Below are 14,769 nucleotides of genomic sequence, written 5' to 3' on the forward strand. Positions count from 1 at the left end.
AAAGATGAAAACATTGGTGAAAAACGAATTCCGCCAAACCAGAAAGACCCTGCTGATCTGGCTGGGGATCATGTTACTGCTGTGCGGATTCTGCTATTTTGAACTTTTATCCTTGAAGGACAGTCTGGATGAGATGGCCCGGACAGTCGGCCAATTTCCTCGCTTGATCATGATCATGTTCGGTGTGAAAGGGGATCTCACGACTGCCCTTGGTTGGTACGCGTGTATCTATTTTTGGGAGGGGCTGTTGGCCTTTGCCTATGCAATCTCTCTGGGCCTGTCCTGTGTGGCGAGGGAAAAGAAATTTGGAACATCCGAATACCTGTTCACAAAGCCTGTGGAGCGGAAAACCATTGTTCTGGCGAAGGTGATCGTTTCAGCAGTGAACCTGCTGGTGTTCGCCCTGTTCAGCGGCGTGTGCAATTATTTCACGATCGTTCTTCCTTTGGGCGGTCTGGATCAGCCGGGAGCGGTGCTTTCCACAACGATGGGAATGTTCTTTACCCAGCTTCTCTTTTTTGCCTTGGGTCTGCTGTTTGCCAGCCTTTTCAAATCTTATAAGGCCGCGGTACGCGCCGGTACGGTTTTCGTATTGGCCGCCTATGTGTTGGCCTTTACTGCCGAGTACACAGGGAATCGTTTCTTGGATTATCTGACCCCTCTGCGGTACTATGATGTGTATGAAGTAGCACTAAATGGCGTCTATCTTTCCTACATCGTCTTAACAGTACTCATTGTGGGCGCGTGTGTAATGGTTTCTACAAGGCGGTGGAAACTGCGTGAGTTGTAAATGTAATTGTCCATAGATATTCTATTATCTGATGAAAAACAAAGAATGAAAAAAAACGAATGGCTATTATGCCCCAACTGCAACAACAAAACGAGAATTAAAAATAGAAAAGGAGACAAAACCATGAGTAATTCTATTAAAGACAGCGCACAGGCTTTCGCCGTCAATCAAGTGCTGAAATATGTTGACAGCAATCCGCAGGAAGCATTCCCCAAGTTGTTAGATTGGGCGGATAAGTTCGATAAGGATAACCTCTATCTCACACAGCGCCAGCAAATCCGTAAGGTGATGGAGCAGCCTGACAGCAACTGGATGCGCCTGATCAACAGCCTTTGGACGGACATTGATTCTGAAGTCCGCAAAGTGTTCTTCCGCAATTTTATTGTCAATGCATCTCTCTTAGGCAGCCGCAAGCAGGTGGCTAATCGTGAAAAGTACGGCTGCAATATCCCCTGGGCAATCCTGATGGACCCCACTTCCGCCTGCAACCTTCATTGCACCGGCTGTTGGGCGGCAGAATACGGTAATAAGCTGAATCTGAGCTATGAGGAACTGGATGACATCATCAATCAGGCCAATGAACTGGGAACCTATATGTTCCTCTACACCGGCGGTGAACCTATGGTACGCAAGAACGATCTGCTCCGCCTGTGTGAAGCGCATCCTGACTGCGTATTCTCTGCCTTTACCAACGGTACCCTTATCGATGAGAAGTTTGCCGATGAGATGCTGCGGGTGAAGAACTTCTACCCGGCCATCAGCATTGAAGGCTTCGAGGAAGCTACTGATTTCCGCCGTGGCAAGGGTACTTATCAGGCTACTATGCGGGCGATGAAGATTCTGAAAGAAAAGAAGCTGCCTTTCGGCGTATCTGGGTGCTATACCAGCAAGAACATCGACTCCATCAGCTCGGATGAGTTCTTCGATCATCTGGTGGAGTGCGGTGCGAAGTTCGCATGGTTCTTCCACTATATGCCTGTGGGCAACGATTCCGCTGTGGAGCTGCTCCCGTCTCCTGACCAGCGTGAAAAGATGTATAACCGCATCTGCGAATACCGTAGCACAAAGCCTATTTTCACAATTGACTTTCAGAATGATGCGAAATTTGTAAACGGCTGTATTGCTGGTGGCCGCAACTATCTGCATATCAATGCCAATGGTGACATTGAGCCTTGCGCTTTTATCCATTACTCTGACTCCAACATCCGTGAAAAGACCCTGCTGGAAGCATATCAGTCTCCGCTGTTTATGGCCTATCACGACGGTCAGCCCTTTAATGATAATATGTTCCAGCCGTGTCCTATGCTGGAAAATCCTGAATGTCTGCGTAGCATGGTAAAGAAATCCGGTGCCCATTCTACCGAGTATCAGTCCCCGGAAAGTGTTGACCATCTGTGTGATAAGACTACACTTTATGCAGAAACCTGGAAGCCGAAGGCCGATGAGCTGTGGGCTGCTTGTCAGGGCTGTAGTGGGTGTAAGAAGTGATGGACGGCTATCAAATTTTCACAGATGCCACCTCAGATCTCGCACCGGAGTTAACCGCAGGTCTGCCATCTGTTGAAATGATTCCTATGAATGTTGAGATCGGCGGAACAGAATACTCATATGGTTCCCCGGAAGGAATCACAGCCAAGGAGTTCTACCGCTTGCAAAGAGCTGGGAATTTTGCAACGACCTCACAAATCAACCCAACGATTTATTTTAAGCATTTTGAACCCTGTCTGCGACAGGGAACCGATATTCTGTATCTCTGTTTTTCCTCTGGTCTGTCAGGTACATATCAGTCTGCGTTTTTAGCGGTTGAAGAACTACAGCAGGAATATCCGGAAAGAAGAATCATCTGCATTGATACGCTTGCTGCCGCAGTGGGTGAAGGGTTTTTAGTCAGAGAAGCTGCGAAAAAGCAGAGGGAAGGACTGTCTATTGATGAATTGGCTTCTTGGGTCATGGAACACCGATTAGAGGTATGTCATTGGTTTACGGTTGATACCTTTACCCATTTGAAACATGGCGGGCGGGTTTCAGGTGCCGCAGCCGCAATGGGAACGGCTTTGCAGATCAAACCGTTGCTTCATGTGGACAGCGAAGGAAAGCTGCAAGCAGTGGAAAAACCTCGTGGAAGAAAAAAGGCTGTTACCACTCAGATTGCCCGAATGGAACAGGGCTGGAAACCTGAACTTGGTAAATCGATTCTGATAGGTCATGCCGATGACCCTGAAGCAGCAGATATGCTGAAAGAAAGGTTGTTGGAACAATTCCCGGATTCTGAGATTTGTATTGCTTATATTGGCCCTATCATCGGAGCACACACCGGTCCCGGCGCACTGGCATTGATTTACTGGGGAAATAATCGATGACGGAGGATTTGTAGATACGCAAAAAAGCATTCTCCATCATAGAAAAATATAGTTTTGTTTAGAGCTGCCGGGTAACTTATGCTCGGCAGCTTTGAACTGTCTGCTAGAAGTAGTAGGAGGTGAACATATGGTTCCGCATGTATTGGGCGTAGGATACGCCTATAATGAATATGAGGTTACTGCTGGCCGATGGAAAGAATTTGAAATTGAATTTGACTATGCTGATAATATTAAACAAGCGGCCGCAATGCTGTCTTTTAAAGAATATATATGCGTAGCTATTTGCTCTGATGTGATTCCACAAGACGATTTGGATATCTTGAGACAAAAACGTGCGGTACCAATTATTGTTATGCCACCTTCATATTCGGAGGAACAGCGGTATGCATGTGTCCATTTTGGTGCTGCTCAATATTTACATACCTATAATCATCCTATGGTAGAAATGTTTTCAGAGAAAAATAGTATGAGAAATTGTTTGAAAATACCAAAAGATAAAAGAAGACCGCTAACAATCATCACTGTGAAAGACTTGTCTTTCTGCTTAGAGTACAGGTCTGTAGAGATAGCTGGGGTATGCATTGATTTGACCGAAAAAGAGTTTGATATTCTTGCGCTGCTAATTATGAATCAACGGCAAGTCTATACTTATGAAATGATAATGGATTCTGTTTGGCATGATGATTTTTCGTTTTATTCACGCAATGCGATTTCAAGCCATATAAGTAATTTACGGAAAAAGTTAAAAAGTTCGGAAACTGCATCAGAACATATTAAAAGCATTCGAGGAATAGGCTACAAATTCGAAGTATAGGTATTTCTTGTGCAAATCTTGTATAAATCTAAAGTAAATCTTGCTTTCTGTTCTATACCATAGCTCTCAATAATGGCGAGCAGCTGTTAATTGAGTAATGGTTCAATGAAAACGCGGCTTGCTGAATAGCTGCCGCTTTATACTGCGTAGACAGAAAGGTTATTTACAGCGGCATATAGGAGGATGCCGCTTTGTTTGTTTTAACCTTTTACAGTTCTCATAATCTTCACTTGCTAAAAAAAGTGTAGCTTCCCCTCCGGGGCAGTTCGGCAACCTGTCGGTATTATCGTTCTGCGCAAACCGGAATAATAATGATCTTTTTTGTTGCGCCAGTTTCCTGGAATGGGAGACTGGCGCTTTTGCTTGTCGTTTTTTGCCGAATGTCCCCAAACGGCCTCGATGCCGTTCCCCGCCTCCATTCGATTCACCCGCTAATCACCCGTGAATCGAAATGGAGGTACATAATGAAGAAAGTCAATCTTCGGGATCTGTATCCCGATGTTTATAAAACCGATGCCTTTTTGGAAGTAACCGATGAAGTACAAGCGGTGTTTCAGTCTGACGAGCGAGCTGAAGCAGCCTATGAGCGAAAAATGTATCGCTATAAGGCGCAGTACTCCCTGGACTGTGAGAATGGAATTGAAAATGCGGTCCTGCGAAAGCTGGAGACGCCGGAGATGCTTCTGGAGGAAAAGCAGCTGCGCGAGCAGATTTACTCCGCCGTGATGGCTTTGCCGGAGAAACAGGCAAAAAGAATTTATGCTCGGTACTATCTGGGGATGAGCGTAAATGAGATTGCCGGAGCCGAAGGTGTAGATCCGAGCCGTGTCCGTGACAGCATCCGGCGTGGGCTGAAACAGTTGGCAAAAATTTTTTGATAAAGTTTCATTTGAAGCGCCTGTTTTTTGCCCCTTTTGTCAGTGTTAATAGAAGGACAAGTTTTCCCCTTCGATGGTACTTTGACAATTGAATAGACGGCATTTCTGGTACATAACCCATGTACGAGCGAATCAGGCGCGCCGCCAAGATGGACAGCCAAGGAGGTGATAAACAAGGCTGTTCCCAGCGATCAACGCCAGCCTGAGACCCGAAGGTGGCACTTCGAGCGCGAGGACTCCATGGGGGCTTAAAGATACTTGTTCACACCCGCCCACGGACTTGAGGCGGAACCCTGCGGCGCACGAGTAAAACGACGCTGCGGAGTTATGACATCCGCGCCAGCGGAGACCGGGAATGTCCCCATCGTCAGGGGCGCGTGGCAAATGTGACGAAAGCAACGGATATAATCTGAAAGGCTGCATCCATTTGCTGTTAGCAACAACAAGGCATCATTTGGGTGCAGTCCTTTCTTTTCAAAGTCAGATACCATGAGCTGGCAGCTCTGGTGGCCAGCTCATTCATGTGATTTTGAAACCGACTTCAAAGAAAGGAGAACCCTTATGAGCCAGCTAACACAAACAACAACCGATGAATTGGTTGACATCCGTGAAGTCGCGGTAGATAAAGACCTCCCCAAAGAGGAACGGATCGCGGCCTTTCTTCACCAGATCAAAAACCCCTATCGCTTTCGCTGCGGCGATTTTGTGGTAAACGCTGCATTTTCCAGCAACGGGGTCACATTGGAGGAATGCCTGCAAGGGATTTTAAGGTAATCGACATCCTCGCTCTTTTCCCAAAATCGTGCTACGATGTGCATGGAAAAGGATGAAAACTGAAAGCCTTGAAATCCACTCTTTTCTTGCGGGAGCTTCCGGGAGGAAAGGAGTGCTTTTTCATGCCAAAATATCAGGCAACAGCTTATATTCGTCTGTCTTACACAGATGATCGCTCCAGCGAGAGCGACAGCGTTACCAACCAGCGGAAGCTGATTGAGAACTTCATTGAACGAAACCCGGACATCCAAATCGTATCCGAAAAAATCGACGATGGTTACAGCGGTATTATTTTTGACCGTCCGGCGTTTAAGGAAATGATGCAGGACATCACCGATGGCAAGATCAACTGCGTCATTGTAAAGGACCTCTCCCGCCTGGGACGAGAGTACATCGAAACCGGACGCTATCTGCGCCGGGTATTCCCAACTTATGGGGTCCGCTTTATTGCCATCACGGATAACATCGACACCGCCCATGAAGGCAGCGGTGACGATCTGACCGTATCCGTCAAAAACATTATGAACGAAGCCTACTGCCGGGATATTTCCATCAAGACCCGTACCTCTTTGGATATAAAGCGCCGTAACGGAGATTTTGTTGGAGCCTTTCCCGTTTACGGCTATATGAAGTCCGAGGAAAACAAAAACCTGCTTGTGCCTGACCCGTATGCTTCCCGCGTTGTCCAGGACATCTTTCGTATGCGCCTGGACGGGACGAGCGCCCTGCGGATCGCCACCGTGCTGAACGAAATGGGCATCCTCTCCCCCCTGGCCTATAAGAAAAACAATGGTTTTCCTTATGCCAAACACGGCTATGCCGACAAAGAGGATTGCAAGTGGTCTGCTACAACGATTATTCGTATTTTGCAGGATGAAACCTACATCGGCACATTGGTACAGGGGAAGTAAGGCACCCCACACTATAAAATCAAGCAAATGGAGCAACGCCCATCCTCTGAATGGATTCGCGTCCCAGACGCCCATGAGCCGCTGATTGCCAAGCAGGATTTTGAACTTGTCCAGCGTATCCGCAGACTGGATACCCGGACTTCTCCCAAGCAGGATACGGTGTATCTGTTTTCCGGCGTTTTAATCTGCGGCTGCTGTGGGAGCCGCATGACGCGAAAAACGAACCGGGTCAAAGGCAAGGAATACCACTATTATTATTGTCCCACCGGGAAAAAGCATGGCTGCGCCAATCCGGTAATGCTCAAGGAAAGCGATCTTGTCGAGTGCGTCAAGGACAGTCTAAAAGGCTACATTGACAATGTGAGCTGTCTGCAAGCTATCCTGGACGGTATCGACCAGAGCAGTATCAATCAGGCGCTTGCCAATGAATACGCCTCCCACATCGCCGCCAATGAGCAGCAGGTGGAACAGGCGCTTGAATTTAAGGCCCGTCTCTACGAAAGCCTGATTACCGGCACTATCAGCAAAGAGGAATATACCGACTATAAGGCCAGATACACGAGGATTGCGGAAAATGCAAAAGAGAGCATTCGGGTCTTAAAGGAAAAGCTGGCTGATGTTCTGGAGAACCGGAGTGAACGGAACCGCTGGATTTCCCACTTCACACAGTTTTCTACGATGGAGATCCTGGACCGCAAAGCTGTGGTTCACATGATACAGAGCATCAAGGTGATTGGGAAAAAGGAATTGGAGATCACCTTTACATACCAGGATGAATACCAGAAAGCGATCCAGCTGATTCAACTGGCAGAGCAAACAAGCCAAAGAAAGGTGGGATGATTTGTGGCAAGAAAAAGCAGAAAAGAAACTGTGGTATTTCCTGCACCGGAGATAGATACCTCTTGCCGCGCCGGAGTTTATGTGCGGCTTTCCGTTGAGGATAAGCATACTCACACCGCCTCTATTGAAACCCAGCAGCTGATTATCGCCCGATATCTGGAGCAGAACCCGGAGATTATTGTGGTACAGACCTACATTGACAATGGCGCAACAGGTACGAACTTCCACCGTCCCGGCTTCCAGCAGATGCTATCCGATATTGAAGCGGGTCTTATCAACTGCGTCATTGTAAAAGACCTCTCCCGCCTGGGTCGAAATGTCATAGACACCGGCTACTACATTGAGCGTTACTTTCCCATGCAGAAAGTCCGCTTTATTGCCGTGAATGACCGCTACGATTCTTCTTCCCCGGATAACGCCCACGATGGTATCATCATTCCGCTGCGGAACATGATTAACGAAGCCTATGCGATGGATATTGCCAGAAAAATCAAAGCCCAGCAGCGGCAGGCCATGAAAGACGGCAAGTATGTTGGTGCGCGTACACCCTATGGATATTTGAAAGCTCCTGATGACTGCCACCAGCTGATCGTTGACCCGGTAGCTGCCGAGGTAGTCAAGACCATGTTTCAATGGGCCGCCGAGGGCGCAGGATTAAATACTATCGCGGTACGCTTGAACGAGGCCGGGTATCTCTCTCCCAGCCACTACAAGAGAACCTTAGGAGAGATCACCCATGAGAATCTGGTGGGAAACGGGCATTGGCAAACCCGCACCGTTTCCAAGATTCTCCGCGCAGAGGTTTATACCGGCGATTTGGTGCAAGGGGTTTCCAAAATCATTGACCATAAGCAGGTCAGAGCCAGCGCAGATGAATGGACAACAGTGCGCGGCACCCATGAAGCCATCATCAGCCGGGAGCTGTTTGCCGCTGTTCAGAAAGCATTGGACCAGGCCGCACAGCAGGCCAAAGACAGGGAGATACATTCTTGGTCTCCCAATCTTTTGAGAGGCAAAATCTTCTGCGCCCACTGTGGTCATAGCCTTCATCGGCAAAAATGCGTCCGCAGAAAATCACAGGAGGTATATGTCTATCACTGTATCAGCAATAACCGTATCAAAAAGGGTGTTTGTCCTGGTGCGTTTATCTTTGAAAAAGAGCTGCTGGACGCCCTGGCCGATATGATACAGGAACAGCTTGATGCCACGCTGGGGCAATACTCTCTTGGTCTGGAAAACCTCACCAAAGAAGCTGAGGAACAGAAAAACATACAGGCTAAAATCGCCAGCCGAAAGCAGGAAATCCAGCAGCTGCGAACCTATCAGCGCGGATTGTATGAGGGCCTGATCCAGAACCATCTGTCAAAAGACGAGTATTTTACCTTCAAAGAAAAATACGAAGCCAAAATCGAGGCCATCAGCAAAGAAATCGAGCAGCTGAAAGCAGGGCTTGCAATCATCGCCAAGCAGCTGGAACAGTACAAAATGCTGTCCCAGGATGCACAGTATATCAAGGAAGATCGCCAGCTGACGGCAGCCCTGATTGACCGTCTGATTGACCGTGTAGAGGTCTCAAGAGAAAAGCGGATTACGGTTCGTTTCCGCTTCCAGAGCGAATTTGAGCATTGTGAGGAGGTGCTGAGCCAGTGCAGAAATATGTGATTGCCCTTTATATCCGCCTTTCCCTGGAGGATTATAAATACGACAGTATGAGCATTGAAAACCAGCACCTTGCGCTGAACGAATTTATTTCTTCCATGCCGGAGTCCACCAATGCGGAAGTCCTTGAATTTATCGACAACGGGTATAGCGGGACAAACTTTGAGCGCCCCAAAGTCCAGGAGCTGATTGAGATGGTACGGGCCAATAAGATCGACTGTATCATCGTAAAAGACTTTTCCCGGTTTGGACGAAACAGCATTGAGACCGGCTATTTCATTGAGCGTGTGTTCCCGCTGTTTCACACCCGGTTCATTTCCATCAACGATGATTTTGACAGCGATCAGCACAAGGGCGATACCGGCGGTATGGATGTGGCTTTCAAGTATCTGATCAGCGAGTATTACAGCCGCGATATGTCCATCAAGACCAAAAGCGCCAAGTACGCCAAAATGCAGCGCGGCGAATACCAGAGCAAAGTTTGCCCTTACGGGTATCGCAAAAGCGCCGATGGCAGAATGGAACCGAACCCGGAAACCGCTGCTGTGGTACAGCTCATTTTCCAACTTGCCGCAACCGGAATTGGAGCGGCAGCCGTTACCAGGGAACTCTTTAAGCGAGGCATACCGACCCCCGGAGAATACAAAGCAACTCATGGGCAGCAGTACCACGATGTCTCACGCTCCCGTGGACGCTGGAGCAGTTCTACGGTTCTCCGTATCCTGGAGGATGAACGCTATATCGGCTCCTATGTCATCGGGCGTCGTGCAGTCATTGAAGTAGGCGGCACACGGAGTCGCAGGAAGGATCGGGACAAGTGGTTCATTATCCCAGACCATCATCCGGCAATCGTTGATAAAGAACTATTTGAAAAGGTGCAGGCTGTGCAGCGCCGATTCTCCTTGCCGACCAGGAAAACCAGAGAGTACCCACTGAAAGGCAAGGTCTATTGTGGCTGCTGCGATCATGCACTCTCCCGCATCGCCCAAAAGAGACCGTTTTATATGTGCCGCCATTCTACCGCTGATGTGAACAGTCGCTGCCGCGATGTCCGGGCAGATGTTGCTGGGCTGGAAGAAGCCGTCCTCCTCACTTTGAAAAAGCAGCTGGAAATCCTGCTGCCCGTACATGAGGACGGCACCATTCACCTGGAGGCCACCGCTGTCAAATGCTCTGAGTATGAGAAGCAGCTGGAAGTTCTGAAGGACCAGAAGCAAGCTCTCTTTGAACGGTATCTCTTGGGGCAGATCGAGCTGGACACATATAAATCGGAGAAAGCAGTTTATGACGCAGAAATACTGAAAGTCAAAAATGCCTATGCTGCTGTCACCGCCCAGGCAAGGCTGAAGCGAGAAGAACAGGCCCGCCAAAGCAGCCGACAAGAAATCGTTCACTCGATTGCAGAAGCGGATGTGCTGACCTTCGAACTGACCGATCTGCTGATTGAAAAGGTGTATGTATTCCCCGACAACCGCATTGAGATTGTTTACAAAGTCCATGACCTCTTTGAATAATTGAAGGTATAAAAACGGAAAACCCAGGCTATCAAATCCATCTTGGTAGCTTGGGTTTTCTGCTTTTCAGAATTATATTTTTTTGTCGTGTGCTTGACATACGGGTGGCTAATATGCGGAAAACTCCTGATTCGTTGGGAATGGCTCCCGGGAATTGTGGTCCCGTATAATACCGATGGACAGATCCGATGCAGCAAGGCACAGATCCTGGAAACGATCAATTAATTTAGAAACAGGTCCCTTCCGGGGCCTTTTCTATTGCGAAAAATGAAGTTTTTCTTCTTATGAAATCTTTCATATTCTCTTTCGAAAAGAGAAAAGGAGGATAAAACATATGAATCAGAAAGAGCTGAAAAAGCAGATTGAATGGCTGGAAAGTAAGGTGGAGACATTACGTCCGTGCGGGAAGATATATTATGAAGTCCCGGAAAGTATCCTGACTCTATTAAAAAGCTTCCAGGTTAAGACAGAAGACAGCCAGAAGGATTTGATCAGCCGGAGTGCATTAATGCGGGCCATGCAGGAGATCAGACTGGACAGTATAGATAGTGTCAATACATGGATCGAAGCTGAAAAGCTAATTGAAGACGCGCCTACAGCTTATAATCCGCAGGAGGTGGCGGACGAAATAGCGGCAGACATAACTGAAAATGTAGATACACAGACGGGTGAGCCATGCAACAATCCCTGTATTGATTGCCAGAATGAACTGACCAGAAAGCATGTGAACATGGTGCTGATGCATCGTAAGACAGCGATGGAAGAAGAGAAAAATTTACATGAAAAACTGGCCATGCTGAAAATAAATGGGAACTATCATATGGTTTCCTTATCATTTTACTGGGCTAGTATGACAGAAACGGATTACACAGATTACGAAGCAAAAATGGAAAATGGAATAGTGTATTCTGGAGATTATGTCGGCAGTGTGCGGATTGGAAACCTTGCCATTGACCTGCATGTGTATTCCCCACAACAGGATGGCCCGATTACGGAAGACGACGAAGCGTATCTGACAATGGAGATATATGTAGGCGGTGTAGATACTGGGTATGCCTATAGCAAGAGTGGTTATCCCTATGATTGTGTAGATGACGCTTCCTATCGGTTCGAAAGCGCACTGATTGGCCTCACCTATCAGGAATTTCAGACAATTATTGAGTCTGTAATAATTAAGCGTATCCAGAATATCCCTTACGGGAAAGCTGACCTGGTGAAAAAGGCGACTGAAAAACTGCATATATTTTAAAAGGAGGGGAAAGAAGATATGTGGTACGCGGTAGAAACAGCTTTTGTCGATGGAAAACTTCTGGGATCGCACTGCTGCTTTAAGGATGATGATACAACCCCAGTAGGGCACTGTAACGCCAGTTGGAACGAAGAGCCATATAATTCATGCGAGAAAAAATTCGGAGACCGGATTGAAATCCATGTGGATTGGTTTGAGACAGCAGAACTTGCACATGCTTTCTGCGATGGGAAAGTGACATATATTACACATTGTAATGCGTATTATGATAAGTCTATCAAAACTACCCTGACAAAGTATCATCACAGGGAGATTGTTGATGTAGACCATACTAAGCACTATCCACATCGTGGGGAAGTTAAACTGCACATGCTGAAGGAGAAACCCGATTGGGTGAGATGATCTCAGGAGAAACCATATGAAAAGACAAATAGAAGGACAGCTCTCATTGCAAATGGATGCTTTGGAACCGGCAAAAAAGGAACTTACTTTTTCGGATGAACTGAATTCCTTGTATAACTCAGCTGCTGAGTATGCTGTTAAAAATGGCTCCATGCGAGTCGGAACAGCAATGCGTGTTTTCAAAATTTCTTCAGCCAAAGCACAAAAACTGGTTGCAAGATTAAAAGAAAATGGCATTGTGGTCGGAATTGATTGCCGGACAGTCAAGCGGAGTGAACTACCACAGACCGTAAAGGTCAGTGGCTTCTGTTAAATGGTTCACCAGACTAAGAACTCAGAAATGAGGACTACGATAGACGGGTCATGACACCTTCGGTTGACGCAACAGACCGCTGCCCTGTCGGATATGTTTAAGTTGGGTCAGAGTAACCAAAGCCCTGTGACATATCCATGACAAGCCCGTTTATCATTGTCGAGTTGAAGACGGAACATCTGTATGGTAACAGTACAGCAAAGTACGCACAACCTGCCATCCGGCAGAGTATTTATAAGGGGAAACTTATTGATGGTATATGTACTCTCACATAACAGAAAACCTCTGATGCCCTGTACAAATGTAATTGCAAGATTACTGCTGAAGCAGGGCAAAGCAAAAGTCAGGAAGCGTGAACCTTTCACTATTCAGTTGGCTTATGAAACAACGGACTATCCAAAGCCAAGGCTAATACCATTGGACGCCGCGTATCCACACGCCTAAAGGCATGTGGTTTTACGGCTGGTAGTTTTATAAAACTGGTTCAAAATAATTTTTATGAGAAGGTCCCCTATGGGGCCTTTTTTCTTTGCCTACAAACACAGGCCTTGTATGATATTCTGTGATTTTTTTCTTCAGTTTTTGTCATATTTCACTCGAATACAAAAAAGGAGGAGCAACAAGATGAGTGAATATTATAAAAGAGGAAAAGATTTTCTGAAAAAAGAGTTGGAGAGGCTGAAAGAGCAGGGACTTCGGGTTTTTATAAACAAATCAGAAGATTCTTGTTATGGCTTGGTCACAGATGGCGACAGTATAGTCAGTATAAACCACGAACTGATGCACACATTCACGTTGACCTATGATTATCCGCCTCAGAAAGGTCATGGAACAGGGGTTTCTGAATTTGCCGGTAATTCCGGAACGGTAAATTTATCGAAGAATGACTTCTATCGCTGTGTTTCCTATGGGGAAAACTATGCTTTCAATCATGACTTAAAAACGTACAAGTCGTTTGACGACTATGTACAACGAAACGGAACCGACTTTGAAACTTTTTATGAAAAATTTTAACTTGGATATTCTCATCTAAGAAATTTTGGACTGTCACAGGCAGTCCATTTCTTTTTGGAATTTTATGCTTCCGATATTCCCATATTAAGTTCGAATTCAAAAAAAGGAGGAAACAATAAAATGAGTGATCACAAGGAAAGCAAAAAAGAAAGGACTACATTAAACAAGTACGAGAGAATCTATCAGATGGCATGCGAAAGGAATACAACTGTTTCCTGGGTGGATACGGCGATCATGTCCCTGGCCGCCGACTTGGCAGAGTATACCGGGGAAGAAGTAAGGGTGAGTGGACCATATGGGATGCGTTCTGAAGTCATTATCAGTTGTGGCACACATCGCAGCGTGGTGACTCCAGAAATTTCAGAAGGTAAGAAATTCCTGCGTTATGATACAGGAGAGAAGGAACAACGCTATGCGCCTGGGACTTACGGGGAAATAAACGGCTTTAACAACCTGACGGAACGCCTCCCGGAAACTTTGGATGAAATTGCAGCAATTTTTGCTCCTGGGAACTCCGCTACGGGCAAATATCCCTATTCACGAGCGGATTTGGAGGCTCTGATTTCTGGAGTTGTGGATTATGAGGCAGAAGAACCGGACGGTCTGGGATGGCAGAATCTTCAGGCTATGGGCTTTAACGATGAGGATATGCTCTTTTTTGGAATGCCTCCTTACCTGGAAGAAGAGGAGGAAGACTGATGATATTCGAAAGAAGAATAATTCCAGATCTTATGAAGCTTGACACCCAAAAAGAGTACATCAATATCCAGGAGATTGAGAACCGGCGGTTTATGTACAGTCCGAAGGAAAAAGCCCTTATACTTGGGGTGCAATATCCGAATGATGCTCCGCTTATATCCAGCCATGCTGAAGAACTGGCAGATGCCGGCATCACTAATAATTACGACTCTTATGTCCGAGGCTGGGTTGGCACAGGAAAAGAATATCCTGCAGGAGTCATCCATTTCGCACCAAATGTAGTCCCCCAAAACGCATCTCTTATGGAGAGAGCCTTCGATACGATCGAAATGTTCAAGGACAATGGGGCACTTCCGGATACAGTAATACGTGGCTTTGGTCGAACATGGGAACGAAAATTCTCTGATATCTTTACCTATAATTAGCCTGAATTATTCATGATAATTCACTTCACTGCGGTCAATGCTGCATAGTTGCTGATATTTTTGATATTTCCTACTTTCACTTAACAGATGAAGAAATTTTTATAGAAAAAGAACTTCAGCTTTGTTA

Annotated in this window: 16 protein-coding genes and 1 pseudogene; all 17 read left to right on the top strand. The window is 46.6% G+C overall.

All coding sequences use genetic code 11. The features are described from left to right. The first annotated feature begins 4 nt into the window (after window positions 1-4). The 17 genes and pseudogenes from LKD70_RS14860 to LKD70_RS14935 all read left to right on the top strand — a co-directional run bounded on the left by LKD70_RS14860 (window position 5) and on the right by LKD70_RS14935 (window position 14,642). The gene (locus LKD70_RS14860; RefSeq protein ID WP_002587446.1) at window positions 5-790 is read left to right on the top strand and encodes an ABC transporter permease subunit; all 786 of its coding nucleotides are present in this window, start codon (window positions 5-7) and stop codon (window positions 788-790) included. Window positions 791-913: 123 nt separating this feature from the next. After that, window positions 914-2,278 (top strand): radical SAM protein, encoded by a 1,365-nt coding sequence (locus LKD70_RS14865; protein WP_002587447.1) that lies wholly within the window; start codon window positions 914-916, stop codon window positions 2,276-2,278. Next, window positions 2,278-3,150: a DegV family protein gene (locus LKD70_RS14870; protein WP_002587448.1), complete on the top strand. Its 873-nt coding sequence runs from the start codon at window positions 2,278-2,280 to the stop codon at window positions 3,148-3,150. Before LKD70_RS14865 ends, LKD70_RS14870 begins: the two co-directional genes overlap by 1 nt. A 127-nt stretch (window positions 3,151-3,277) precedes the next feature. Beyond that, window positions 3,278-3,964 (top strand): winged helix-turn-helix domain-containing protein, encoded by a 687-nt coding sequence (locus LKD70_RS14875; protein ID WP_227708672.1) that lies wholly within the window; start codon window positions 3,278-3,280, stop codon window positions 3,962-3,964. A 464-nt stretch (window positions 3,965-4,428) separates the two neighbouring features. Beyond that, window positions 4,429-4,842, top strand: coding sequence for a sigma factor-like helix-turn-helix DNA-binding protein (locus LKD70_RS14880; RefSeq protein WP_016147205.1), 414 nt, complete (start codon window positions 4,429-4,431; stop codon window positions 4,840-4,842). A 561-nt stretch (window positions 4,843-5,403) separates the two neighbouring features. Further along, window positions 5,404-5,616, top strand: a complete 213-nt coding sequence (locus tag LKD70_RS14885) for a DUF6870 family protein (protein ID WP_142411305.1) — start codon at window positions 5,404-5,406, stop codon at window positions 5,614-5,616. A 122-nt stretch (window positions 5,617-5,738) separates the two neighbouring features. Next, a pseudogene (locus tag LKD70_RS18960) lies at window positions 5,739-6,641 on the top strand (recombinase family protein); the annotation flags it as partial. Between the two features lie 45 nt (window positions 6,642-6,686). After that, window positions 6,687-7,367 (top strand): recombinase zinc beta ribbon domain-containing protein, encoded by a 681-nt coding sequence (locus LKD70_RS18965; protein ID WP_456115018.1) that lies wholly within the window; start codon window positions 6,687-6,689, stop codon window positions 7,365-7,367. A 3-nt stretch (window positions 7,368-7,370) separates the two neighbouring features. Then, entirely contained in the window at window positions 7,371-9,029 is a 1,659-nt protein-coding gene (locus LKD70_RS14895; RefSeq protein ID WP_227708673.1) for a recombinase family protein, read from the top strand. Beyond that, complete coding sequence (locus LKD70_RS14900) at window positions 9,014-10,540, top strand: recombinase family protein (RefSeq protein ID WP_227708674.1); 1,527 nt, start codon at window positions 9,014-9,016, stop codon at window positions 10,538-10,540. The genes LKD70_RS14895 and LKD70_RS14900 overlap by 16 nt, the downstream gene beginning before the upstream one ends. A 334-nt stretch (window positions 10,541-10,874) precedes the next feature. Then, entirely contained in the window at window positions 10,875-11,789 is a 915-nt protein-coding gene (locus LKD70_RS14905) for a hypothetical protein (protein WP_227708675.1), read from the top strand. A gap of 18 nt (window positions 11,790-11,807) precedes the next feature. Further along, window positions 11,808-12,191: a hypothetical protein gene (locus LKD70_RS14910; RefSeq protein WP_227708676.1), complete on the top strand. Its 384-nt coding sequence runs from the start codon at window positions 11,808-11,810 to the stop codon at window positions 12,189-12,191. A gap of 16 nt (window positions 12,192-12,207) precedes the next feature. Further along, window positions 12,208-12,504 carry a hypothetical protein gene (locus LKD70_RS14915; protein ID WP_227708677.1) on the top strand — a complete coding sequence of 99 codons (297 nt, stop codon included), beginning with the start codon at window positions 12,208-12,210 and terminating at the stop codon, window positions 12,502-12,504. A 252-nt stretch (window positions 12,505-12,756) separates the two neighbouring features. Beyond that, window positions 12,757-12,948 (top strand): RRXRR domain-containing protein, encoded by a 192-nt coding sequence (locus LKD70_RS18855; protein WP_227708681.1) that lies wholly within the window; start codon window positions 12,757-12,759, stop codon window positions 12,946-12,948. Window positions 12,949-13,128: 180 nt separating this feature from the next. Beyond that, the gene (locus LKD70_RS14925; protein WP_227708678.1) at window positions 13,129-13,518 is read left to right on the top strand and encodes a hypothetical protein; all 390 of its coding nucleotides are present in this window, start codon (window positions 13,129-13,131) and stop codon (window positions 13,516-13,518) included. Between the two features lie 54 nt (window positions 13,519-13,572). Further along, complete coding sequence (locus LKD70_RS14930; RefSeq protein WP_227708679.1) at window positions 13,573-14,217, top strand: hypothetical protein; 645 nt, start codon at window positions 13,573-13,575, stop codon at window positions 14,215-14,217. Beyond that, window positions 14,217-14,642, top strand: coding sequence for a hypothetical protein (locus tag LKD70_RS14935; protein WP_227708680.1), 426 nt, complete (start codon window positions 14,217-14,219; stop codon window positions 14,640-14,642). The genes LKD70_RS14930 and LKD70_RS14935 overlap by 1 nt, the downstream gene beginning before the upstream one ends. Window positions 14,643-14,769: the final 127 nt, after the last annotated feature.

The sequence above is a fragment of the Ruminococcus turbiniformis genome, from assembly GCF_020687545.1.
Lineage (GTDB): Bacteria > Bacillota > Clostridia > Lachnospirales > Lachnospiraceae > Mediterraneibacter > Mediterraneibacter turbiniformis.

What these genes read in the sequence shown, in the direction of transcription:
- LKD70_RS14860 (WP_002587446.1), top strand. Translation starts at nt 5, where the DNA reads ATGAAAACATTGGTGAAAAACGAATTCCGCCAAACCAGAAAGACCCTG.
- LKD70_RS14865 (WP_002587447.1), top strand. Translation starts at nt 914, where the DNA reads ATGAGTAATTCTATTAAAGACAGCGCACAGGCTTTCGCCGTCAATCAA.
- LKD70_RS14870 (WP_002587448.1), top strand. Translation starts at nt 2,278, where the DNA reads ATGGACGGCTATCAAATTTTCACAGATGCCACCTCAGATCTCGCACCG.
- LKD70_RS14875 (WP_227708672.1), top strand. Translation starts at nt 3,278, where the DNA reads ATGGTTCCGCATGTATTGGGCGTAGGATACGCCTATAATGAATATGAG.
- LKD70_RS14880 (WP_016147205.1), top strand. Translation starts at nt 4,429, where the DNA reads ATGAAGAAAGTCAATCTTCGGGATCTGTATCCCGATGTTTATAAAACC.
- LKD70_RS14885 (WP_142411305.1), top strand. Translation starts at nt 5,404, where the DNA reads ATGAGCCAGCTAACACAAACAACAACCGATGAATTGGTTGACATCCGT.
- LKD70_RS14905 (WP_227708675.1), top strand. Translation starts at nt 10,875, where the DNA reads ATGAATCAGAAAGAGCTGAAAAAGCAGATTGAATGGCTGGAAAGTAAG.
- LKD70_RS14910 (WP_227708676.1), top strand. Translation starts at nt 11,808, where the DNA reads ATGTGGTACGCGGTAGAAACAGCTTTTGTCGATGGAAAACTTCTGGGA.
- LKD70_RS14915 (WP_227708677.1), top strand. Translation starts at nt 12,208, where the DNA reads ATGAAAAGACAAATAGAAGGACAGCTCTCATTGCAAATGGATGCTTTG.
- LKD70_RS18855 (WP_227708681.1), top strand. Translation starts at nt 12,757, where the DNA reads ATGGTATATGTACTCTCACATAACAGAAAACCTCTGATGCCCTGTACA.
- LKD70_RS14925 (WP_227708678.1), top strand. Translation starts at nt 13,129, where the DNA reads ATGAGTGAATATTATAAAAGAGGAAAAGATTTTCTGAAAAAAGAGTTG.
- LKD70_RS14935 (WP_227708680.1), top strand. Translation starts at nt 14,217, where the DNA reads ATGATATTCGAAAGAAGAATAATTCCAGATCTTATGAAGCTTGACACC.